Genomic DNA, 22611 nt, shown 5'->3' on the forward strand with positions numbered 1-22611 from the left:
AGGCGCCTATCTGCAACAAGGCAGGTAGTGATGCACGTAAGTATTCCCTGACAAAAAAGGAGTGCGAATAAATTCAGCACTCCTTTGGTCATTTAGGCGGCAGCAATGCTCGCCACAGCACGTTCAAAACGAGCTAGACCTTCGGCAATATCAGCCTCAGGGATCACCAGAGAAGGAGCAAAACGCACCACGTTAGCGCCCGCCATCAGGCTCATTAAGCCTTCGGCAATAGAGGCCACCAAAAAGTCCCGTGAGCGACCTTGGTACTGTTCATTAAGAACCGCCCCTAACAGCAAACCTTTACCACGAATTTCTGAAAAAACATGATATTTTTCATTGATCTTATTAAGACCATCACGCATTAACTGTTCGCGATGTTTTACACCGTTTAACACTTCTGGCGTGTTCACTACATCTAAAACCGCATTGCCGATTGCACAGGCTAATGGATTACCACCGTAGGTAGAACCGTGAGTACCGACCTTTAAATGCTCGGCAATTTCAGCCGTTGTCAGCATAGCCGCAATGGGGAAACCACCGCCGAGCGCTTTAGCTGTAGTCAAAATATCGGGTACGATTTCAGTACCCATGTAAGCATAGAGTTCGCCAGTACGGCCCACACCGGTTTGCACTTCATCGAAAATCACTAGCGCGTTGTGCTTGTTAGCCAGTTCACGCACGGCTTTCAGGAATGCAGGATCGGCATCGATAATACCGCCCTCGCCCTGCAGTGGCTCAAGCATAATGGCGCAGGTTTTATCCGTTACCGCGGCTTCTAAGGCGGCGACATCGTTATAGGGCAGATGGGTAATGCTCTGTGGCTTAGGACCAAAACCATCGGAATAGGCGGCTTGGCCACCGACGCTGACGGTGAAGAAGGTACGGCCATGGAAGGCTTTATCGAAGGCGATAATTTCATCTTTCTCAACGCCATGTTTCTCTAGGGCGTAGCGACGGGCAAGTTTCAGTGCGGCTTCGTTGGCTTCGGCGCCAGAGTTGGCAAAATACACTTTGTCGGCAAAGGTGCTGTTGACTAGCTTAGTCGCTAACGCTAATGCTGGCTCGTTGGTCATTACGTTGGATAGATGCCATAGTTTTTCGCCTTGTGTCTTAAGGGCATTCACAAGGGCGGGATGACAGTGACCTAAGCAATTTACCGCAATACCACCGGCAAAATCGATAAACTCGTTCCCCTCCTGATCCCATACTCGGCTTCCTTCGCCACGGACAGGGATCACGGCAGCAGGCGCATAATTAGGCACCATTACTGCGTCAAATTGGGCACGATTTAACTTCATATCAACGCTCATTCTACTTCATCCTTTGGTTTGTTTAACGGCATCGGGCGCCGTCTGGATCCCTGTGTATCTTTATTTTGAGTTAGTGATACTGGGAATACTTGTGTCTGTTAACAGCCATTATTAGCGAAATTGTGATCAAAATACCAGTTTTTCACAAACAACAATCGCCATGCATGAGTGCAAAGTGCATAAAGATTGCAGTTTAAGAACTATACAAGCGTTTAAGCTAGAGGCTTACAGCATATTTAGTCAGAAAAAAAGTTATTTACCCTTCTTTTTGCTAGCTATTCACTGAATATGAATAACTACACAATTTTAACGAATCAAATGAGAAAGTACAAAATGCTTAATTTGCTCCCTTGCCTCAATGGCTTCGGGCAATAAATCAAACAGGGGGAACACATGGGGCATATTAGGATAAAATCGTGCTTGCACCTCACCTTTGCTCGCTTTGACCTGTGCCACTAAACGCTCGGAATCCTGTAGGAGTAACTCCCGCGTACCCGCAATCACTAAGATAGGCGGCAGCTCTGCTAAGTTTCCTTGCAAGGGTGAAACCTTAGCCGACATAGGGTTAGCTCCCGCAAGGTAGGCGCCGCGCAAACGCAGAAGTGACTCTATGGTAAAAAAGGGATCATCGGCCCCAAGCATAAACTCAGTGTCACCCGTCATCGCCAAATCTAGTGCGGGAGATAACAGCACACAGGCTTGAGGCAATGGCAAATCGAGGCGTTTAAGCTCAAGCAATAAGCTTAATGCCAAATTCCCACCAGCCGAGTCCCCCATCAGGATCAAATTATGTGCACCTTTAAGCTCGATTAATCGCCTGTAGGCTTCGAGCACATCTTCAAAGGGTTCAGGGAAAGGATGTTCGGGGGCGAGACGATAATCGGGAATATAGGCATCCAATTTACACCGCTGACTAATATCCGCGATCAATCTTGCGTGGGCGTGTGGCGTCTTAAAACAAAAACCACCACCTCGGATATAAAACAGCTTTCCAAGGCGAGCCTGTTCATCGAGGAGCACATAATGCAGCAGCGTGGAATGCTGTAATGGGATGCTAGCGCTGACGAGCTTATCCGGCCAAGGAAGCCAACGTTTATCAAGCTCAAGCAACTTTTTACGCACTTGCGCTAAGGGGACTTTAGCCTTACCGCGACTGATAGAAGGTCGAGCGACATAGGATAAAATCGTATTCAATACAGATGCTTGCCAACTTGGCATATCCCTTCCTCTACTTTAACGCCGCCATCCCGATGTTCAAGTCGCAGGTCGTAGATTACAGCAGATCTAACTTCCGGTAATTCTGTGCTTTTAAGCGCAATACTTCTTGCTCAGTCAACTCGTAATAATCAAACATTAAACGCTTTTCTTGGGGATCGATTTGACGCATCTCTTCGAGCAGCAACACCTTAGCATAACAGTTGGCCCGTGCGACAATTGCCGCTGGGTATGAGAGATCTCGATAACTTAATGTTTGATCTAACTCCTTGAGTAATAGAGTCAAAGGGGTATTTTCAAACTTAAGTAACTCTAGCAATTGCCAGTTCAGTTTATGGCCATGGCTTAACACTTGTTCAAACACGGCCTTGGCCGGAAACTCAGTGGCGATCACGGCATCATACACTTCTTTATCGCGGCTGCTACTGGCTTCCCGGATCCAAGCTCCCCAGGTTTGATCGAATAAGCGCGCACTTAAACTCAACACCACAGAGGTGCCTAACTGATTGAGTAACGCACTACTATAAACGAGTGCCGAGTCAGTATTATGAAGCTGCGCCAACGCATTGGCCGCGATACCACTGACTATGCTATAACGCCACAGTTTTCGAGTGGTCCAAAGCAGTTTGGCATTGCCACTTGGAAGCCAGTTACGCAGGCAAAAATACGGAATAATAGTACGTAGATTTTCTATGCCAATGTAATTCATCACTAGCTTGATATCGGTGACGCGCACCTCCGAGCCCTGTGGACGGCGGGCGCGAAAACTAGGGCTATTGACCATATTGGTTAAGTCCCGACACAGCCAACTTAAGTTACTGATCAGTGGGCGTAATCGTGTTGCATCAAGATTTTTGGCGAGTAACAGTTCAAGCAGTAGGATCTGGGATTCATTGATATCGGATTTAGCCAACACCAATTCGGGGGAAGCCAGTTGATGCTCAATGGCATTATTCACAGTTTCGTTTAATTGCTTTGAGACAGCCTCAAAGACTTCCCTCGCCTGAATTTGCTTAAGCAAGCGCGCCAGAATCGCTTCGCGTTCGACATCTAATTTATTGGCATCGGCCTCAAGCTCAAGATCCAGCTCATCCAAAAGGGTCGGACTCGCCTTTTGCTTGCCGAGGATCAATTGCTGATAGAGTCTATGCTCTATCTCTATAATCTTGCCGGGTCTAACGCCACCCGCTACCGAAATTGCCACTATCACTCTTTCCTATATCGCCGACATCATCTGGCGCCAGCACGCTAAAATACTCAAAAACATTACAATTTCAGCACATACGCTTAATCTTAGCAACAGGCAAACCCTGCGGTATTCAGATGGATGGTTTTATCGCCACATTCCCAGCAATGGCACAATAAAAAAGCCTCATTATGAGGCTTTTGTTTGGGTTAACACCCTATTTAAGTTCTTGTTCAAACAACTTATAAATCCGGCGATATTCGTCTAACCAGCTAGACGGTTGACGGAAACCATGGGGCTCGACGGGATAAATCGCTGTTTCAAAGGTCGGTTTTTCCAGTTCGATCAAATGCTGCACCATACGCACGCTGTCTTGGAAGAAGACGTTATCGTCCATCACGCCACTCATAATCAGCAGTGGCTTTGTGAGTCCTTGGGCATGCTCAATCGGAGAGCTGCGCTCATAGGCGATAGGATCGATATCCGGCGTATTTAAGATGTTGGAAGTATAAGGCGTATTATAATGTGCCCAGTCCGCCACAGGACGCAGTGCCGCTCCCGCTTGGAACAAGTCAGGTGCAGTGAACAATGACATAAAGGTTAAGAATCCGCCGTAGGAACCACCATAGGTCCCGACACGCTCCGTATCGACGTTCGTATTGGTTCCCATCCAGCTAACGCCATCCTTTAAGTCTTCCACTTCTGGGTGACCCATATTGCGATAAATCGCAGTGCGCCAATCTCGGCCGTAACCTTTAGAACCCCGATAATCCATGTCCATCACCACATAACCTTGCTGAGTCAGTAGGTTGTGGAACATAAATTCGCGGAAGTAACCGCTAAAGCCATAGTCAGCGTTTTGCAGATAACCCGCACCGTGGTTGAAAATTACCGCAGGGTATTTTTCGGCACGGGACTTATCATAGCCTTGTGGCAAATAAACGCGGGCGTACACTTTGCCAGCACCATGGCTTGAGGGTACAGCGACCACTTCTGGCGCTTGCCATGGGTAGTTTTTAAAGGTATCGCTGGTGTAAGAAGTTAGCTGCTTTAACTCACCGCCAATCGGCTGAACATAAAGCTCATTCGGTTGAGTGCGGCGTGAGGCATTGAGTAATAGCTGAGTGCCATCAGGACTTAGGCTGTAGTCTAAGTTGCCATCCCACTGAGTTAATTGCTCATTTTTACCTGTGGCTAAATTCACGCGATGTACATTATAAATGCCAGGGTGAGCTTGGTTATCCTTGTAGTAAATGTAATTCGCGTCCGGTGACAGCTGGATATCACTCACCACAAACTTGCCTTGAGTTAAGGCGCGCGGTTTTTCCCCGAGCCCTTTCACATAGAGCTGTGAATAACCCGTTTCTTCCGACAGATAGTACAGAGAATCTGTGCCCGGCAACCAACCAAATTGGTTGTAGTCGTAATTTACCCAAGCATCGTCGTGCAAACGATGTTCGGTGGTAAATCTACCCTTGGCTAGATCAACTGTGGCGATCCAACGGTCTTTATTGTCGGTTGCTTCAACCATCACGGCGACTTTATTTTCAGACTCGTGCCACTGAATCGCGCTCTGGGTCCAGCCCCAGTCCTCCATTAATTGGATCTTCCGTGGCACTTTTGTGCTTTGATAGGTTTCACCCTTCGCCTTAGCATTTTCCGCTTTGACTTTCGCAAGCACATCTTCATCAAAACCAGTGAGCCCCTCGATAGTGATATCGATTTGTTTATGTTCATTTAAATCAAGCACTACAAAACGTTGCCCTGGCGGCGTATCTTCAGCCACACGTGCACGCACGGGTACAGGGTCGATATAACCTTGGCTACCTAAGTAGTTCGGCATGATGTCGTGTTCACTGCTGCCGGTATAATTCTTATCCGTCAGGGCAAGTAAAATATAACGACCATCGGGTGACAGGCTCAGCTCTGACACGACTTCGCTATCGCCTATATACCAAGTGCTGGCGGCGAGCGTTGGATCGTTTTTTTGTAACTCATCTTGGTACTGCGCTTTAGCTTTAGCGTTTTCCTGCTGTAGCGCCACATACTTAATCAATCTGTGCTGTTGCTTAGCAATATAAGACGTCGGCTCTTTTACCGCTTCCGGCGCTTTCGCCATTTTGATTTCAGCAAGTTGCTCGACTAAGCCTGAACTCTGATGAATTTGAAACACATTATCGCCCTGCCAATAGGCGATATCACCATTATTCAAATAACGCACGCCATCGATGGCAGTGTGCTGACGGGTGAGTTGAGTGATCTTACCCGAGCTTAATTGCTTAACAAAAATATTGCCTTGGTAAAGGTAGGCTTTATTAGATTTAGTAGGATCGAATGCACCAAATTGTTGATCTGCCGCATGTAATTTATCGAGAGCTAACTCCACCGCACGGCTATCATTGATGCCTTGCTGATAATAGCTAAGTAGGGGTGAAGCACTCGCTTGACGGGCAAAAAATACACTCTGGCTATCATCGCTCCAGTAAGCCCCTTTGGCGAAAATACCCATCCAATCCGGGTTAGCCATAATTTGATTCAGCGTAAGCGGCTGTGAAATTTGAGGAGGTTGAGCTAAAGGGGCTTGATAGACCAGTGGTGTCGCGGCAGGAGTCACCGTTTCTATTGAGGTAGCCGCGCAACTCGTTAAAACCGCCATAGCTAACGCACTTAAACCCAAATTTCGCATTACACTGTTCATTCGTCCTTCCTATTATTGTTATCGCAGCGGCTTATTGACCCAGTCTAGCTTATCTGCTGGTTTTGCCGATTTGCATCGTTTTGCGGCATTTATATCACACTTGAGGACGAAGTTTGTTTAAAAGGGGGATAAATCTTGTAACAGAGATTGATAAACTGGATGTCGAAGCGGCGATAGCTTTTATGCTAAAGCGACAGATTGGGATAAAAAATTAGCTAAGAGTTCATGGCCTTGTTCGGTAAGAATCGACTCAGGGTGAAATTGCACCCCATAAAGCGGCAAGCTTTGATGACTCATTGCCATGATTTCGCGGCCGTGAATGGGATCATCAAACCAAGCATCTAGCACAAACCCCTCGGGAACGGCATCAACCAATAGGGAGTGATAACGTGTCACAGTTAAGGGCTGATTTAATCCCTCAAATAACCGCTGCCCAGTGTGAGCAATGGCGCTGACCTTGCCGTGCATCACCCGCTTGGCACGCACCACATTCGCCCCAAAAACCTGCGCCATGGCTTGATGGCCTAAGCACACGCCTAGAATAGGGATGCGCCCAGCAAAGTGCTCGATTGCCGCGAGGGAAATCCCCGCTTCATTCGGTGTGCAAGGGCCGGGGGAAATCACTAAATGGGTTGGTACGAGCGCCGCTATTTCATCTAGGCTAATTTCGTCGTTTCGCTTAACCACTACCTCTTGCCCTAGCTGCTGAAAATACTGCACTAAGTTAAAGGTAAAAGAGTCGTAATTATCGATCATTAGCAACATACGAGATCCACTGGCCTAAATGGGTAAAGGTATAACGCATATCCGACGGATGAATGCGGGCGCAAATGCTACCACACCTTCCCCTTAAGGTTTAGTCGAAGGGATAAAATACAGCGACAAAAAAGCCAGTCACTTGACTGGCTTAGTTTTCAATTTAGTTTTCAAAAAATTGCCGAGGCTACATAGATCCTGCTACTTAACGACAGTTAAGTGACTACGACGCTTAGGCGGCTGATCCGTTGGCTCTACAGGCTTTTCCGCTGTATCGACAACGGATAACACAGAATCCACCTCATCCTCCATCAGGTAGGCGTCTTCAATATCGAAGACTGTGCCAGCACCATTTTCACGGGCATAAATGGCAACAATCGATGCCATTGGCAACAACACCTGCTGGGGGACGCCCCCAAAGCGTGCATTAAACTCCACAAACTCATTGCTAATTTGCAAATTGCCCACTGCGCCAGCTGCAATATTCAGCACTATCTGGCCATCCTTCACGTACTGCTGTGGCACTTGAGTCCCTTTTACAAAGGCATCCACGACAACGTGAGGCGTTAATTGGTTATCCATCAACCAATCGTAGTAAGCCCTTAGTAAATAAGGACGATTAGGAGTCAAAGGCTTCATTACATACCCATGCGCATTTCGCGTTCAGCTTCCGTTAGCGAAGCTTTGAACGACTCACGCTCAAAAATACGTGTCATATAGGCTTTGATATCTTTCGCTACGCGGCTATCTAATTCAATGCCCAATACCGGCAAGCGCCACAATAGTGGGCCAAGATAGCAATCCGCTAAGCCAAATTCTTCACTCATAAAGTAAGGTACTTCAGTGAAGACCGGTGCTATGGCAATCAAACTTTCCGTCAGCTCTTTACGAGCCGCTTCAGCACGATCACCCTTGCGAATGCGATCAACCAGCGAATACCAATCAGTATCGATGCGGTGCATCATCAGACGGCTTTGGCCGCGGGACACTGGATAGACGGGCATCAGTGGAGGATGAGGAAAACGCTCATCCAAATATTCCATAATGATGCGTGATTCGTATAAAACGAGTTCACGATCTACCAAGGTTGGCACTGAATTATAGGGATTGACTTCGAGCAAATCCTCAGGCATTTCATTAGGGTCGACCTGTAAAACATCAACAGTAACCCCTTTCTCAGCTAACACGATACGTACTTGATGGCTATACAGATCATCAGCACCTGAAAACAGTGTCATGATAGAGCGTTTGTTGGCAGCAACAGCCATTGATACCCTCCAGAATCGAAATAAAACAAAAGTAAACGAGGGGCAAAGCCCCCCGTTTACACTATGCGGATATTACATTTTACCCGTTATTGGTGCCTAGTGTACATCTTTCCAATACTCTTTCTTCAAGAGGTAGGCCACAATAAAGAATATAAACAGGAATCCGAGTACCCACCAACCCATAGCTTTACGCTCTAGCTTAACAGGTTCAGCCGAATAGACTAAGAAGCCCGTGATATCACGCACTGCTTGATCGTATTCTTCTGCGTTTAATTTACCGCCAGTCACAACGACTGTTCCATCTTCTTGCTTGACTGGTGTGCCCTGCAGTTCTTCAAGAACGTGCGGCATACCAACAGATGGGAATACAGTGTTATTCACACCAAATGGACGGCTTGGATCTTTATAGAAGCCTTTGAGGTATGAATAAACCCAATCTTCACCACGCACGCGAGCGACTAAGGTTAAGTCTGGCGGTGTAGCACCAAACCACTTAGCCGAATCTTTGTGTGGAATCGCGTTTTGCATCAGCTCACCAATTTTGGCGTCGGTAAACATATACTTATTACGCATATCATCCGTAGAGATACCGATATCGGTGGCTACACGTTCATAACGTTGGTACTGAGTACTATGACAACCAGAACAGTAATGTTGGAACAGGTCCACACCACGTTCTAAGGAAGCCTTATCATGCAGATCAACATTGGCTTTTTCTAAATGTACGTGCTCGGTCGCAGCAATAGCCAGCGTCGGCAACAGTGTAACTAATGCAATCAGTAATTTTTTCATCAGTGTGTCAACCTCGCTGGAACTGGCTTAGTTTTCTCATTCTTGCTGTAAATGAACAGCAACAAGAAGTAGCCAAAGTACGTCACAGTGAAGATACGCGCAACAATCGTCAGTTCAGGCGTTGCAGGCACAGCGCCTAAATAACCTAGAACGATGAAAGAAATCGCAAATTGAGCAATGTTCAGCTTGTGTAGCGTGCTACGGTAGCGAATTGACTTCACTTTACAACGATCTAACCAAGGCAATACGAACAGTACTGCAATCGATAGTCCCATCATCACCACCCCAGTCAACTTGTCTGGAATCGCACGCAAAATGGCGTAGAAAGGTGTGAAGTACCACACAGGTGCAATGTGCACAGGCGTCTTCATCGGGTTAGCCGCTTCGAAGTTCGGGCCTTCTAAGAAGTAACCACCGCCCTCTGGTACGAAGAACATGACCCAGCAGAATACGATCAGGAAGCCAGCGACGCCCATGATGTCTTTTACTGTGTAGTATGGGTGGAATGGAATACCATCAACTGGCCAGCCATTCTCGTCTTTGTTCTTCTTAATTTCGATACCGTCAGGGTTGTTTGAACCCACTTCGTGTAGCGCAATTAAGTGTAAGAACACCAGTACCACTAATACTAACGGCAGTGCAATCACGTGCAGCGCGAAGAATCGGTTCAGTGTCGCGCCAGAGATCACGAAGTCACCACGGATCCACAGGGTTAAATCATCGCCAATAACAGGGATAGCACCGAACAGAGAAATAATTACCTGCGCGCCCCAGTATGACATTTGACCCCATGGCAGCAAGTAACCCATAAAGGCTTCGGCCATCAACACGAGGAAAATCAACATACCGAACAGCCACAGTAGTTCTCTAGGCTTCTGGTATGAACCGTAAATCAAACCACGGAACATATGCAGGTAGATCACCACGAAAAACGCAGAGGCACCGGTAGAGTGCATATAACGCAGCAACCAACCGTATTCAACGTCACGCATGATGTATTCAACAGAGGCGAAAGCGCCCTCTGCGGTAGGTACATAGTTCATCGTTAACCAGATACCCGTCAGTAATTGGTTAACCAATACCAACATCGCTAGCGAACCGAAAAAGTACCAAAAGTTAAAGTTAGTTGGCGTCGCATACTGTCCAACATGACGGTTATAAGTCGCCGTCATAGGGATACGCGCATCAATCCAATTAATTAAATTCTTAACCATTACGCCACTCCTTTATCTACACCGATAATCACGGTGCCATCATCAACATATTGATGTGGAGGGATAACTAGGTTCAATGGAGCAGGTACGCCTTGGAAGACGCGACCCGCCATATCAAACTTAGAGCCATGACATGGACAGAAGAAACCAGAAGTGACACCTTCAACTTGCTCACCAAATGAATCTGGTAAATAAGTAGGTGAACATCCGAGGTGGGTACAAATACCGACGGCAATAAAATACTCTGGCTTAATTGAGCGCAGAGGATTAGTTGCATAATCAGGCTGCTGCATTTCAGCAGAAGCAGGATCTCTTAACTTATCATCATGTGTTGGCAGTTCATTGATCACAGCATCTGTGCGACGGACAACCCATACAGGTTTTCCACGCCACTCAACACGGATCAGCTGACCTGGCTCTACTTTACTGATATTTACTTCGACCGGTGCACCTGCAGCTTTCGCTTTGGCACTCGGATTCCATGACTTGATGAAAGGAACCGCTACAGCGACGGCACCAGCACCACCTACTACGGCGGTTGCGGCTGTCAGGAATCTGCGACGTCCGGTATCGACTGGCGCATTGCTCATCCACTTATCTCCCAGAGGGTGTTGGAATTTTTGTTTTTCAAAGACTTTCCGCCCGGGGTCATCACCATGGGCAAAAATCGAAGTTTGAAGCGGGGCTCATTATAGCTAAAAATTAGAAGCAGATCATAGTGAAAACACGCAAGTAAGTTAGGGAGATTGCGTGTTTTTTAAAAAATGGACAAAAAAAGCACAACAATTTACCTATTTTAACCCACATCGAGGATATTTTGAGCACATCCTCTTTTAGCTCGGCATGAAGCATGCATTGCTAATATAAATACCGCCCCTGTTGACCTCCAAATCAATCGATTTTAGATAAAAAATAGGCCCTGTTAAACAGGGCCTATTTCAACGCGGTTATTGACCTATTATTTCTTAGGTGCAGTGCTCTTCATATATTTAAAGAACTCACTGTCAGGCTCTAATACCATGATATCTGAGTTACCAGAGAAACTCTCACGATAGGCTTCTAAGCTACGAACAAAGCTAAAGAATTCAGCATCTTTACTATATGCGTCAGAGTAAATCTTAGCCGCTAACGCATCACCTTCACCACGAATGGTCAAGGCCTTACGTTCAGCTTCTGCAATCTTCACTGTCACATTGGCGTCAATAGTGGCACGAATGATTTCAGACTGCTCTTTACCCTGCGCTCTATGCTCTTTTGCCACCGCTTGACGCTCGGCACGCATACGTTGGTATATACTGTTACTGACGTTAGCCGGTAAATTGATTTGCTTTACACGCACGTCAACCACTTCGATACCTAAGTCTTTGGCGCTTTCTGAAGCATTAGCGAGTGCATCATTTTGCAATTCATCACGCTTACCAGAAACAATTTCCTTGATAGTGCGACGACCAAACTCTGTACGTAAATCGTTGTTGATCTTACGTTGGAGCAGCGATTCTGCATTCGATTTAATACCACCATTTGTGGATAGGTAATATTTCTCGAAGTCAAAAATACGCCACTTCACATAGGAATCAACCATCAGATCTTTTTTCTCTGAAGTGACGAAACGATCGGCTGCGCCGTCCAATGTCTGAATACGGGCATCGAGTAACTTCACTTTATCGATCACTGGCACTTTAAAGTGCAATCCAGGACCGAAAACGCGAGTCACTTGTTTACCGTCAACATTGTCTTTAACGATCTCACCGAAACGCGCCACAATGGCTCGCTCACCTTCGTTGACGACCATCATAGAAGATAAAACCACACCTAAAACAACGGCGATAAGAATAATACCTAATCTACCCATGAATTAATCCCTCCCTTGGCGAGTACGATCATCGCGGGACGGACGTCCACTCAAAGGCTCACCAATGCGAGTCGTTGATACAGATGAAGAATTGACATTCTGCTGAGGCTTAGGCTCCAGATCAGGTGTAGCAGTCTTCTCTTTCATTAACTTGTCTAACGGCAAGTACATTAAGTTGCCATTGTTTTTGGCATCAATCAGCACTTTGTTGGTCTCCGTCATCACCTGCTGCATTGTATCTAAATACAAGCGTTTACGAGTGACTTCAGGCGCCGCTTGGTACTCAGGTAACAGCAACTCAAAACGAGCCACTTTACCGCGAGCTTCTAGGATTTCGCGCTCTTTATAGGCATTGGCTTGTTGCGCCATGCGTTCCACTTCACCACGTGCTTTTGGTTCAATTTCACGGGCATAGGCTTCGGCTTCACGAATAAAGCGCTGCTCATCTTCTTGGGCTGAAATCGCATCATCAAAGGCATCTTTCACTTCTTCAGGCGGACGCGCCGGCAAGAAGTTAACGTCGACAATCGCAAGACCCAATTTGTACGGTTCAAGAATGCGTTCTAATTCTTTCCAAGTGTCACGACGAATCGCATCACGACCTGTGGTCAGAATATCGTCCATCTTGTTATGACCAATCACATAACGCAGGGCGCTATCGGTCGCTTCACGTAAGCTGGCATTGGCATCAACCGCACTGAATAGATACGAGTACGCATCTAAAATACGATACTGCACATCAAGCTCAACTTTCACGACGTTTTCATCGGATGTCAGCATGCTACCAGACGCTGGAATAGAGCGAACAGATTGCACATCGACGGGATAAATCTGGTCGATAAAGGTCGCTTTCCAGTGAAGGCCAGGGCCAATTTCACCATTGTGTTGACCAAAACGCAGTGCCACACCACGCTCAGCCTCTTTAATTGTGTAAAAACCCGAGAGTCCCCAAACAGCTAAAGCAATGGCAAGAATGATGATTAAGCTAAACGAACTAAAGTTCTGGCCTGATGAGCCATTGCCTTTGCCGCCAAAGCGCTTTGAAAAATTACGAAAAACCTCATCAAGGTCCGGTGGTCCTTTGTCGTTACCACCTTTATTTCCCCAAGGATCATTACCCTTGTTACCGGGCTCGTTCCAAGCCATTTAGCACTCCATAAGTGGATGAAATAAATTAGATTATTAACAAACAGCCTTTTCTATCGACGCATCGAAGATAAAGGTTTCTAACTCACCCTGACTCTGTTTAGCTAATCGGCGCCAATCGGCGTCCGATAAACGAACAGACAAAATACAGTTCCCCAGATCGTCGTACTCTTTCTGCTGTATCGCATCCAGTCGATAAAACTGGCCAAGATAATGTCCAGCAGTTGCCGGAATTCTAAGTGTAAGTTCCCTGATTACCTCACCAATAAGCTCAGTGATAGCCTTCAGGAGCAAGTCAAACCCCAAACGCTTTTGTGCCGAAACCCAGACGCGAACAGGTTTACCTGTGTCGTCATACTCGATCCTAGGTGTAACATCTTCGAGCAGGTCGATTTTATTACAAACGACCAACTGCATGACTTCATCGGCTTCGATATCTTTCAGCACATTTTGCACTTGTTCGAAATTATCCGCCATATTTTCATCTGCACAATCAACGATATGCAGTAGCAACTCCGCCTGACGCGTCTCCTGTAGCGTTGCCTTAAACGCGGCGACGAGATCGTGTGGCAAATGACGAATAAACCCTACTGTATCCGCTAATATCACGGCGCCATCGGGTAAATCTAGCTTTCTAAGCGTGGGATCGAGTGTGGCAAATAACTGATCGGCTGCATAAACATCTGACGAGGTTAACGCATTGAACAAGGTTGATTTGCCCGCGTTGGTATAACCTACTAATGAAACCGTTGGCATTTCGCTGCGTTTACGGGCGCGGCGACTCTGCTCACGTTGCTTATCAACTCGCTCTAAGCGCTTATTGATATTTTTAATCCGTCCCCTGAGCAGACGTCTATCGGTTTCTAGCTGGGTTTCCCCTGGACCACGTAAACCAATACCGCCTTTTTGACGTTCAAGGTGGGTCCAACCACGTACAAGGCGAGTCGACATGTGGCGCAATTGCGCTAGCTCCACCTGCAACTTACCTTCGTGAGTCCGTGCACGTTGGGCAAAAATATCCAAAATAAGCGTGGTTCGGTCCAATACTCGGCACTGGCACACTTGTTCAAGATTACGCTCCTGGGCTGGACTCAAGGCGTGGTTAAAAATCACCACATTGGCCTCAGTCGCAGCCACAAGTGCAGCTAATTCTTCGGCTTTTCCAGAACCCACAAAAAACTTGCGGTCTGGTGAGCGTCGACTTCCAGTAATCACCCCGACGGAACGCGCTCCAGCAGACTCAACCAGTAGCTGTAGCTCGACTAAGTCTTCTCGGCGTTCCTCATCGGAAAAGTCGATATGGACAAGAACCGCTGTTTCTCCCGCCTCATAACGATCAAACAAGAAGCAAACTCCTCAAATAAACCTTATTCACCACTTGGCATATCATCCTGCGCGCCATATCCGCCCTGGGCATTTTGATGGCCAGTGACGTTGAATGGACGTGCTGGAACTACTGTGGAAATAGCGTGTTTGTATACCATTTGGCTGACTGTGTTTTTCAACAGAATGACAAATTGATCAAACGACTCTACCTGTCCCTGGAGTTTAATGCCGTTTACCAAGTAAATTGATACAGGAACGCGCTCGCGGCGCAGTGCGTTCAAAAATGGGTCTTGTAAAGATTGCCCCTTAGCCATTTTATTATTTCCTTTTTAATTTATATAAAAATAAATCTATATCAGTGAAGTTTTTTGTTTAGTTTTAGTATTATACAGCAAGGGCTAATAAGCTAGCGGCATTGACGCATAAGTGTAACTAAATTCCCCTCAGCACCACTTTCAAGCCAATTTAACTCTGGCCAACTGCGCAACCATGTTAATTGACGCTTAGCTAATTGCCTAGTAGCTGCAACTGCTTTTTCGACCATAGTATCATAGTCAAACTCACCATCGAGGTACTGCCAGCACTGTCGATATCCCACGCAACGCATTGATGGCAAATCTAAATGCAAGTCACTTCTCGTTTTTAGCTGCGTAACTTCATTAATAAAACCTTGCTGCAACATGATCTGAAAGCGTTGCGCAATTAAGTTATGTAATACTTTACGCTCCCGGGGGGCAATGGCAAATTGCACCACATCGTAGGGCAAAGGTGCTGACTTAGTCTGTGTCAGCTCAGTCAGACTCTTGCCGCTTATTCTATAGACTTCCAGCGCTCTTGAAAGTCTTTGTGGATCATTAGGATGAATTCTTTCTGCCGACACGGGATCTATCTCCCGTAATTGGTCGTGCAGCACTTCCCATCCCTTAGTGTCCGCCTCAGCTTGGATCTCTGCCCGTATCGCTTCACTCGCACTCGGAAGCGGCGATAATCCTTCTAGTAGCGCCTTAAAATACATCATGGTGCCACCGACCAATAGGGGTGTTTTTCCCATGCTGATAATCTGTTCTATCTCTGCCAGTGCATCGGTTCGAAAATCGGCAGCGGAGTAACTCTCGCCCGGATCGCGAATATCGATTAAGCGATGCGGTCCACGGGCTAATTCTTCCGCTGAAGGTTTGGCACTGCCTATATCCATACCACGATAAATCAGGGCTGAGTCAACTGAGATAATTTCACAGTTGTGTTTCTCGGCCAATTCTAGTGCTAAAGCCGTTTTCCCAGAGGCCGTAGGTCCCATAAGGAATAACACTTTAGGCTGTTGTTCTTTATTCACTTGCTTGCTCTTCTAGCCACGACTGCCAAGGTAAGGATATTGCATTTTTGGCGATATACAGTCTTTTCTCTTCTGTTAACTGACAAAATGCAGCCCAAATCTCAGGCGCCGACACAAACCCCGCTAGGCTGTGCTTTGCCAACCACATAGCCAAAGCATTCGGCGCTGGTGTTTCGAAACGTAGCGATTGCAACCACTCGGGGATCGCCTTAGCTAACGGGCTGTCCCTGAGATATGGGGGCACTTTTTTAATAATCAACTGCTGATAGCGAATAGTTAGTTCTAATCCGAGTTGACGTATTAAGGTCTCATGTTCATCAATTAACGACTGCCACTCAGTGTCGGCAGCAACCGACACAGGCATCAATAAGGGCTGACCAATAAGCCCTGTGGCCAGTTTAGTTTCAATCTCATGGCTCCGAGTCACTAATGCTACTGATTTAATGGGCAATAAACTTAAATTTTGCCCATCCGCTAACACCCAAAATTGACCATCGAGTATTGCTGGCATAGGTAAAATCGATTGATACACCTTGTCTTGAACACTGTAGGCAGGGGTTTGCAGTAACGCGCCATAGCTTGCAATTGCCGCTGTTGAAGGCAGCTCGCTACGCGGTCGAGATCCCCCACTAGCATCACTTCGCGTCTCCCTTGGCACTGCCATGCTCCCAAAGGCGTTGCTATGAATCGCAGTCCCAGCACGGGTCCTTGATATATCAGCAGAACGAGGTTCAGCTAATGCCGTTTCAGATAGCGCCGTTTCGGTTTGACTCTCTCTTGGTGCATCAACCCATGCATGGGTGGCTTTAGTGTCTGAAGATTTAAGCTCGAAAGCAGAATGCGCAGGCTCGGTAACATGAAGACTATCTTCTACCTGTGGTGCGTTAGGCCCAAAACTGAACTCTCCTGCTTCCTCTAGCGCCGATTGCAATGCCTGCAAAATATAATCATGCACATAACGACTCTGGTGAAACCTGACCTCATGCTTAGCGGGATGCACATTGACATCCACTTGATGGGGATCAATATCCAACATCAACACATAACCTGGCTGTTCAAGTTCAGCTTTTTGAGCAAAAGCTTGGCGCACCGCATGATTAACAAGACGGTCACGCACCAAACGCCCATTTACATAAAAATAGTGGGTATCGGTCAGCACCGATGACCAAGGCGACTGCAAATAACCACTGAGGCGCAGATCATCGTGTTGACATTCAACGCGTAGCGACTCATCGGCAAATTGCCGTCCGGCAACCTGAGTCAGTCGCTGCAAATATTGCGGCTCATTCATCGCCGGACGATAGTTGCGTACGGTCTTGCCATTGTGAGTCAGGGTAAAGTGGATATCACCACGCACCAGTGCGATACGCTTAAGCCATTCATCAATATGGGTAAATTCGGTTTTGTCACTCTTTAAGAAGCGCCTACGAGCCGGCGTGTTAAAAAATAAATCCATCACTTCAATCGTCGAGCCCACAGGATGCGCGGCGGGCATGACTTTAACCACCATATCGGCCCCTTCGGCCTGAGCTTGCCACGCTTCGGTTTGCTCAACAGTGCGTGAAGTTAAGGTTAAGCGAGAGACTGAGCTAATACTGGCGAGCGCTTCCCCACGAAAGCCAAAACTTAAGATCGCTTCGAGATCGTCCAGCGTATGTAATTTGGATGTCGCATGGCGCGATAATGCTAAGGCAAGTTCGTCCTTTGGGATCCCCAAGCCATTGTCACGGATCTTGATAAACTTACTGCCGCCCCTATCGATTTCGATATCGATACGTGTCGCACCCGCATCTAGGCTGTTCTCGACGAGCTCTTTAACCACTGAAGCAGGCCTTTCAACGACTTCACCGGCGGCAATCTGGTTTGCCAGTTGTGGAGGAAGGATCTGAATACCCATAGATTTTTCCATATTAGCTCTCAGGGATCACTAGGGTTTGCCCTAACTGCACTACATCGGTTTTCATACCGTTGGCGCGTTTGATACTGGCCATTGATACTTGATATCTGAGTGCAATGGCTGAAAGCGATTCTCCACGGCTGACCTTATGCTTAACATTTCCGGCCGATTTGCCACTGGATTTAGTACTTGAACCTGCACTATTTTGCTTAGCAATCAAGGTATCCGCCGGCGGATTTCTTTGAAAATAGCGATTCACGCCTTTATAAATCGCGCTAGCTATATTCTCTTGGTGGCGACTACTCGACAATAAACGTTCTTCTTTGGGGTTTGAAATAAAGCCCGTTTCAACCAAGATTGAAGGAATATCCGGAGACTTCAACACGGCTAAACTCGCAGACTCAGGGCGACTCTTATGCAATTGTGTCACGCCCCCTAAATCCTTGAGAATATCCCCAGCAACAGAGTGCCCAATCGCCATCGAACTGTTCATCGACATGTCGAGCAATGTCATTGCAAGGTATTGTTCATTATCGGTGTTTTGGATGATTTCACCGGCACCACCCAGCAACTCTGAATGTTTTTCTTTTTGCTCCAACCAACGACCAATTTCACTATTAGCGCGGCGCATCGAGAGCACCCATACGGAGGCGCCACGGGGATTAGGTGAAGTAAAAGCATCCGCATGGATAGAGAGCAAGAGGTCCGCCTTACTGTTGCGGGCCAGTTCCGAGCGTTTGTTCAAATTCACAAAATAATCGCCGGTGCGGATCATCACGGCCCGCATACCGGGTGTATCGTTGATTTTACTTGCCACTCGCCGTGCAATTTCAAGGGCAACCTTCTTCTCATATACCCCGGATGGACCAATGGAACCTGGATCGTCGCCACCATGCCCTGCGTCGATGGCAATCACAATGTCACGGGAGGATTGCGCTGCTTGGGTCACAGTTTTGACTGGGGTTGATGACGCGACAGTCGTTGCCGTAGTGGCAGTTTTATCCTCGAGATCCACCACCAGACGATTGCCGTAGGGCGCGGTAACAGGCAGGGAAAATAAGTTGGCATTTAACGGTTTAACCAGATCGATCACTAAACGTAAATCGCCTTTAGTCGGGGATTTGCTCACCCGGATCCCTTTAACCAACTTGCTGTTATTATCGATATTTTTAAGAGTAAGCTTAGTCGATGCCTTTTTAAGATCGACCACTAAACGATTCGGACCATCGAGGGAAAAGTGTGTGTAATTGGGTGCTTCACTTAGGTCGAATACGACACGGGTCGATTCGGGGGCGGCCCAAATACGTACGCCTTCTAACTGATTTGCCGCATGGGCTGACACAGTAAAAAAGGCACACAGTAAAACAGTAAGAACTTGCAAATAATGATTAATTTTAGTCATTGTTGTTTTTATTTTATCGCGGCTAATAGCTTTTTACCTGATTCTGATAAGGCTTGGATTTGGATTTCACGCCCAGTATTGGCATAACTTAAATGTAAGTGGATATCGGCATTAGGTAATAAACCTTCTCCTTTATCGGGCCATTCCACTATACATAGGCTCTTATGGGTAAAATAATCGCGGATCCCCATAAATTCGAGTTCTTCAGGATCGTTTAAACGATACAAATCAAAATGATAAATTTCGACACCATCAAGCTCGTAAGGTTCAACTAAAGTGTAAGTCGGGCTTTTTACTGCGCCTCGATGGCCAAGCCCTTGAATTAGCCCACGACTTAGGGTCGTCTTACCGGCACCCAAATCACCCGTTAAATACAGAGTCAAAGGCGCTTGAACATGGCGAGCCAATTTTTGCCCTACCGCAATAGTGTCGTCTTCGTTTTTTAAAAAAAAGGTTAACTCTGTCATTTCCACTTATATCACTACTATTGTTGATGGATGAGATTGCTCAAGCATAAAAAACCAGCAATGACCTATGCTTGAGCCTCACATACCGCCTAGAGTAAATCACTATTCACTAATTGGCGAATAAAAGGCATTAAATCACTCGCTAACATGCCCCGTTCACCTTGTACTGCGGCAAGATCCGCAGCGCAGCCATGAACGACAACCCCAACGACGGTTGCCTGCATATTATCCAGACCTTGAGCCATGAGCGCACCTATAATACCAGATAACACATCCCCACACCCACCACTGGCAAGCCCAGGATTTCCCACGGGGGCGACAACCATTTGCTGACCATCGAAAATCACTGTACCCGCGCCTTTTAATAGCACCACACCGCCGTATTTTTGCTGCATTGCACGCACGGCGGCGAATCTGTCCTGCTCAATCTCTGTGACAGAACACCCCAACAAGCGGGCGGCTTCTCCAGGATGGGGCGTTAACACCCAATTTGTTTGCCTGCGAGGTTCATTACTGAGCAGATTCAACGCATCGGCATCTAATACGCAGGGTTTATCACTCAGACCCGCCGCTTTAAACAAGTTATAACCCCAATCGTGCTTACCCAGCCCAGGGCCAAGCACTATGACCTGTGCCCAGCCAAGCCGCAGATAGACCTCCATATCGACGAGATCGCAGCCCCAAAACATCAATTCAGGGCGGGAAACATTGACTGTCAATTGATGTTCGGGGCGACTGATCACTGTGACCAACCCAGCACCAGCACGTAAACAGGCTTCACTGGCAAGGCGTATTGCCCCAGCCATGCCGATATCACCACCAATCAGAGCCACTTTACCCGATTGCCCCTTATGACTATCCCTCGCACGGGCGGCAAAATAGTCTTTTAGCATTTCTCTGCCAACACGTAAGGCGTTGCAATCCCTAAAGAATGGGGTTAGACCTAGATCGGCAAATTCAATAAAACCACTATGGTGCCGCGCCTTGCTGGTGAGCAATCCCTGTTTCACGCCACCAAAACAGAGGGTCACATCGGCCATAACAGCCTCCTCTGCGACTGTCCCCGTATCGGCAAGAATTCCCGACGGGAGATCTAGGCTCAAGACCCAGGCAGCACTTTGATTAACGGCGTTGATCAACGCTGCCGTTTCCTCCCGTACACTGCCCTGCACGCCAGTCCCAAGCAGACCATCAACCATGACCTCTGCCTGTAAAATATCTTCAATTTTAGCGGATTGAGCCGCACCACCCTGATTAAGATAAGCCGTTAATGCCTGTTCAAACTCGTCACTGCCCGTGGTTTTTGGCAACATAACACAAACCGAGATCCCCGCCTCAAGCAAAAGCCGAGCACAGACTAAGGCATCTGCACCATTATTACCGCTGCCGGCGAGGATCGAGACTGTTTTAGATTGAATACCGCCCCGTTCGGCAAGGTGCTTAACCAAACATTGAAATGCGGCACTACCTGCCCGCTCGACTAAACCATAAAGTGTCGACGCCCCTTGAGTCACGGCGAGTAACTCGGCTTCCCTAATTTGCTGCTGGGTATAAAGCGCCGTGGGTAATCTTGATAAATCCTGTGCCATAGATAAGCTCCTGCGCCACCAAAGAATGAATATCTCACTTCATCACTCAGTCCATTGAACCTATCGATTCAATCGTCTTACTGATAAAGAACAAATAAAAACTGCTCGTTAGATCAAGAAAGTAACAAAAATGGCTCAACCAAATTATGACGTAAATCAGTTGCTGAGCGAAAATATCAACGGGGTAGTGATAAAAAAGCGGCGATAGAAATAACAAAACCAGCAATCAGCTGGCTTTGTTAGGGGAAGGGAAGTTTAAGTTAGATATCATCCATCCGAATTGTGCTATGGACTAAACGTTGTTGCTGCGTTTTTTCCACCCGAATTAAGTCGGCCAATGCACTACGCGCATCCTCTGCCGTCGTCGAATTAACGGTTTTCTCCAGTAGACCAATGAGCCGATTTTCCAAGTCGAGATGTAAATTAAGTACATCATCCTCACTCATATTCGCTGGCAACATAGTGTCTTGGCAGCGCTTGGTAAAATCTTCAAATACAAAGTCTTTATACCAAGTATCGAGAATACGATGGGGAGCATCGTCCATATAATCACGCAGTTTTTCCGCCACATTTTTTTGATGGGACTCAAAATATTCCAACATCATTTTCACTCGAGCCGAATCGGCTTGATTCATGAGTCGGCCATAGAGTTGCGCCATATCTAAGCGGCAATTTGCCACATACTCGAGTAGGTCACGCAATTGTTGAATACGCATATAATGCACTCCACTGTCAGGCCAACAACTTGGCGCTATTAACTTTGTCTAGCTTCATTATGTGAGTAAAAGCGCTACGAATATTTGAACAAGGTCATAATTTAACTTTCGCAATCTAACCTAATTTAGGCATTCTTGAAGAAACACGCTATAGATCACGCATCTAAATCCTATCACACTGTTTTTTATAAGAGAGAAAAGCCAAAAAGCACTTAACCTAGAGTGTTAGCGCAAGTCTTTGGTTGTAAAGAGTAAGCCTGAGATAGAGGATTTGTTGTAGATAGGAGCGACATGATTTTGATCAAGAGCGGTTCGAACCGATGACCTATACCTTGGCAAGATATCGCTCTACCAACTGACAACTGAGCTAATGTCGCATGATCTGTATTAATGACTTGGTAAATCATTAAGTTTTAATTTGGAGCGACATATCGGGTTCGAACC

General features: G+C 46.8%; 20 protein-coding genes and 1 tRNA gene. All 21 read right to left on the reverse strand.

The annotated features are described in order from the left end of the window. Window positions 1-92: 92 nt before the first annotated feature. The gene (locus COW15_RS02930; RefSeq protein ID WP_293629803.1) at window positions 93-1310 is read right to left on the reverse strand and encodes an aspartate aminotransferase family protein; all 1218 of its coding nucleotides are present in this window, start codon (window positions 1308-1310) and stop codon (window positions 93-95) included. A gap of 306 nt (window positions 1311-1616) precedes the next feature. Continuing rightward, window positions 1617-2528 carry an alpha/beta hydrolase gene (locus COW15_RS02935; protein WP_293629805.1) on the reverse strand — a complete coding sequence of 304 codons (912 nt, stop codon included), beginning with the start codon at window positions 2526-2528 and terminating at the stop codon, window positions 1617-1619. Window positions 2529-2583: 55 nt separating this feature from the next. Further along, window positions 2584-3729 (reverse strand): HDOD domain-containing protein, encoded by a 1146-nt coding sequence (locus tag COW15_RS02940; protein ID WP_293629806.1) that lies wholly within the window; start codon window positions 3727-3729, stop codon window positions 2584-2586. A 199-nt stretch (window positions 3730-3928) separates the two neighbouring features. Next, window positions 3929-6409 (reverse strand): prolyl oligopeptidase family serine peptidase, encoded by a 2481-nt coding sequence (locus COW15_RS02945; protein WP_293629808.1) that lies wholly within the window; start codon window positions 6407-6409, stop codon window positions 3929-3931. A gap of 180 nt (window positions 6410-6589) precedes the next feature. After that, window positions 6590-7174 carry an aminodeoxychorismate/anthranilate synthase component II gene (locus tag COW15_RS02950; protein WP_293629810.1) on the reverse strand — a complete coding sequence of 195 codons (585 nt, stop codon included), beginning with the start codon at window positions 7172-7174 and terminating at the stop codon, window positions 6590-6592. Window positions 7175-7366: 192 nt separating this feature from the next. After that, a complete protein-coding gene (locus COW15_RS02955; RefSeq protein ID WP_293629811.1) occupies window positions 7367-7804 on the reverse strand; it encodes a ClpXP protease specificity-enhancing factor in 438 nt (145 codons plus the stop codon). Then, window positions 7804-8433: a stringent starvation protein SspA gene (gene sspA / locus COW15_RS02960; RefSeq protein WP_253988920.1), complete on the reverse strand. Its 630-nt coding sequence runs from the start codon at window positions 8431-8433 to the stop codon at window positions 7804-7806. Before sspA ends, COW15_RS02955 begins: the two co-directional genes overlap by 1 nt. A 96-nt stretch (window positions 8434-8529) precedes the next feature. Continuing rightward, window positions 8530-9225: a cytochrome c1 gene (locus tag COW15_RS02965; RefSeq protein ID WP_293629815.1), complete on the reverse strand. Its 696-nt coding sequence runs from the start codon at window positions 9223-9225 to the stop codon at window positions 8530-8532. Continuing rightward, on the reverse strand, window positions 9225-10439 hold the full coding sequence (locus COW15_RS02970; RefSeq protein WP_293629816.1) for a cytochrome bc complex cytochrome b subunit: 1215 nt from the start codon (window positions 10437-10439) through the stop codon (window positions 9225-9227). The genes COW15_RS02965 and COW15_RS02970 overlap by 1 nt, the downstream gene beginning before the upstream one ends. Next, window positions 10439-11029 carry a ubiquinol-cytochrome c reductase iron-sulfur subunit gene (gene petA, locus COW15_RS02975; RefSeq protein WP_006080059.1) on the reverse strand — a complete coding sequence of 197 codons (591 nt, stop codon included), beginning with the start codon at window positions 11027-11029 and terminating at the stop codon, window positions 10439-10441. The genes COW15_RS02970 and petA overlap by 1 nt, the downstream gene beginning before the upstream one ends. A gap of 368 nt (window positions 11030-11397) precedes the next feature. Next, window positions 11398-12291, reverse strand: coding sequence for a protease modulator HflC (gene hflC / locus COW15_RS02980; protein ID WP_293629847.1), 894 nt, complete (start codon window positions 12289-12291; stop codon window positions 11398-11400). Between the two features lie 3 nt (window positions 12292-12294). Continuing rightward, entirely contained in the window at window positions 12295-13437 is a 1143-nt protein-coding gene (gene hflK / locus COW15_RS02985) for an FtsH protease activity modulator HflK (RefSeq protein WP_293629849.1), read from the reverse strand. A 36-nt stretch (window positions 13438-13473) separates the two neighbouring features. Continuing rightward, the gene (gene hflX / locus COW15_RS02990) at window positions 13474-14781 is read right to left on the reverse strand and encodes a ribosome rescue GTPase HflX (RefSeq protein ID WP_293629851.1); all 1308 of its coding nucleotides are present in this window, start codon (window positions 14779-14781) and stop codon (window positions 13474-13476) included. Window positions 14782-14804: 23 nt separating this feature from the next. Further along, window positions 14805-15077, reverse strand: coding sequence for an RNA chaperone Hfq (gene hfq / locus COW15_RS02995; protein WP_198782269.1), 273 nt, complete (start codon window positions 15075-15077; stop codon window positions 14805-14807). Between the two features lie 92 nt (window positions 15078-15169). Then, window positions 15170-16096, reverse strand: coding sequence for a tRNA (adenosine(37)-N6)-dimethylallyltransferase MiaA (gene miaA, locus COW15_RS03000; protein WP_293629856.1), 927 nt, complete (start codon window positions 16094-16096; stop codon window positions 15170-15172). Next, window positions 16089-17993, reverse strand: a complete 1905-nt coding sequence (mutL, locus tag COW15_RS03005; protein ID WP_293629858.1) for a DNA mismatch repair endonuclease MutL — start codon at window positions 17991-17993, stop codon at window positions 16089-16091. The genes miaA and mutL overlap by 8 nt, the downstream gene beginning before the upstream one ends. 13 nt (window positions 17994-18006) lie before the next feature. After that, window positions 18007-19395, reverse strand: coding sequence for an N-acetylmuramoyl-L-alanine amidase (locus COW15_RS03010; protein ID WP_293629860.1), 1389 nt, complete (start codon window positions 19393-19395; stop codon window positions 18007-18009). Between the two features lie 8 nt (window positions 19396-19403). Continuing rightward, window positions 19404-19862: a tRNA (adenosine(37)-N6)-threonylcarbamoyltransferase complex ATPase subunit type 1 TsaE gene (gene tsaE / locus COW15_RS03015; protein ID WP_293629862.1), complete on the reverse strand. Its 459-nt coding sequence runs from the start codon at window positions 19860-19862 to the stop codon at window positions 19404-19406. Window positions 19863-19951: 89 nt separating this feature from the next. After that, window positions 19952-21451 (reverse strand): NAD(P)H-hydrate dehydratase, encoded by a 1500-nt coding sequence (locus COW15_RS03020; protein ID WP_293629864.1) that lies wholly within the window; start codon window positions 21449-21451, stop codon window positions 19952-19954. A 260-nt stretch (window positions 21452-21711) separates the two neighbouring features. After that, window positions 21712-22167, reverse strand: a complete 456-nt coding sequence (locus tag COW15_RS03025; protein ID WP_293629866.1) for a hypothetical protein — start codon at window positions 22165-22167, stop codon at window positions 21712-21714. Between the two features lie 301 nt (window positions 22168-22468). Then, window positions 22469-22536, reverse strand: a tRNA-Gly gene (locus COW15_RS03030). Window positions 22537-22611: the final 75 nt, after the last annotated feature.

This window comes from Shewanella sp. CG12_big_fil_rev_8_21_14_0_65_47_15 (assembly GCF_002783505.1).
Taxonomy (GTDB): Bacteria; Pseudomonadota; Gammaproteobacteria; order Enterobacterales; family Shewanellaceae; genus Shewanella.

Excerpts from the sequence above, each read along its gene's own strand:
- COW15_RS02945 (WP_293629808.1), bottom strand. The coding sequence starts at position 6,409 with ATGAACAGTGTAATGCGAAATTTGGGTTTAAGTGCGTTAGCTATGGCG.
- hfq (WP_198782269.1), bottom strand. The coding sequence starts at position 15,077 with ATGGCTAAGGGGCAATCTTTACAAGACCCATTTTTGAACGCACTGCGC.
- COW15_RS02935 (WP_293629805.1), bottom strand. The coding sequence starts at position 2,528 with ATGCCAAGTTGGCAAGCATCTGTATTGAATACGATTTTATCCTATGTC.
- COW15_RS02965 (WP_293629815.1), bottom strand. The coding sequence starts at position 9,225 with ATGAAAAAATTACTGATTGCATTAGTTACACTGTTGCCGACGCTGGCT.
- COW15_RS02930 (WP_293629803.1), bottom strand. The coding sequence starts at position 1,310 with ATGAGCGTTGATATGAAGTTAAATCGTGCCCAATTTGACGCAGTAATG.
- COW15_RS03025 (WP_293629866.1), bottom strand. The coding sequence starts at position 22,167 with ATGCGTATTCAACAATTGCGTGACCTACTCGAGTATGTGGCAAATTGC.
- mutL (WP_293629858.1), bottom strand. The coding sequence starts at position 17,993 with ATGGGTATTCAGATCCTTCCTCCACAACTGGCAAACCAGATTGCCGCC.
- petA (WP_006080059.1), bottom strand. The coding sequence starts at position 11,029 with ATGAGCAATGCGCCAGTCGATACCGGACGTCGCAGATTCCTGACAGCC.
- hflK (WP_293629849.1), bottom strand. The coding sequence starts at position 13,437 with ATGGCTTGGAACGAGCCCGGTAACAAGGGTAATGATCCTTGGGGAAAT.
- sspA (WP_253988920.1), bottom strand. The coding sequence starts at position 8,433 with ATGGCTGTTGCTGCCAACAAACGCTCTATCATGACACTGTTTTCAGGT.
- COW15_RS02950 (WP_293629810.1), bottom strand. The coding sequence starts at position 7,174 with ATGTTGCTAATGATCGATAATTACGACTCTTTTACCTTTAACTTAGTG.
- tsaE (WP_293629862.1), bottom strand. The coding sequence starts at position 19,862 with ATGACAGAGTTAACCTTTTTTTTAAAAAACGAAGACGACACTATTGCG.
- COW15_RS02955 (WP_293629811.1), bottom strand. The coding sequence starts at position 7,804 with ATGAAGCCTTTGACTCCTAATCGTCCTTATTTACTAAGGGCTTACTAC.
- COW15_RS03010 (WP_293629860.1), bottom strand. The coding sequence starts at position 19,395 with ATGACTAAAATTAATCATTATTTGCAAGTTCTTACTGTTTTACTGTGT.
- COW15_RS02970 (WP_293629816.1), bottom strand. The coding sequence starts at position 10,439 with ATGGTTAAGAATTTAATTAATTGGATTGATGCGCGTATCCCTATGACG.
- hflC (WP_293629847.1), bottom strand. The coding sequence starts at position 12,291 with ATGGGTAGATTAGGTATTATTCTTATCGCCGTTGTTTTAGGTGTGGTT.
- COW15_RS03020 (WP_293629864.1), bottom strand. The coding sequence starts at position 21,451 with ATGGCACAGGATTTATCAAGATTACCCACGGCGCTTTATACCCAGCAG.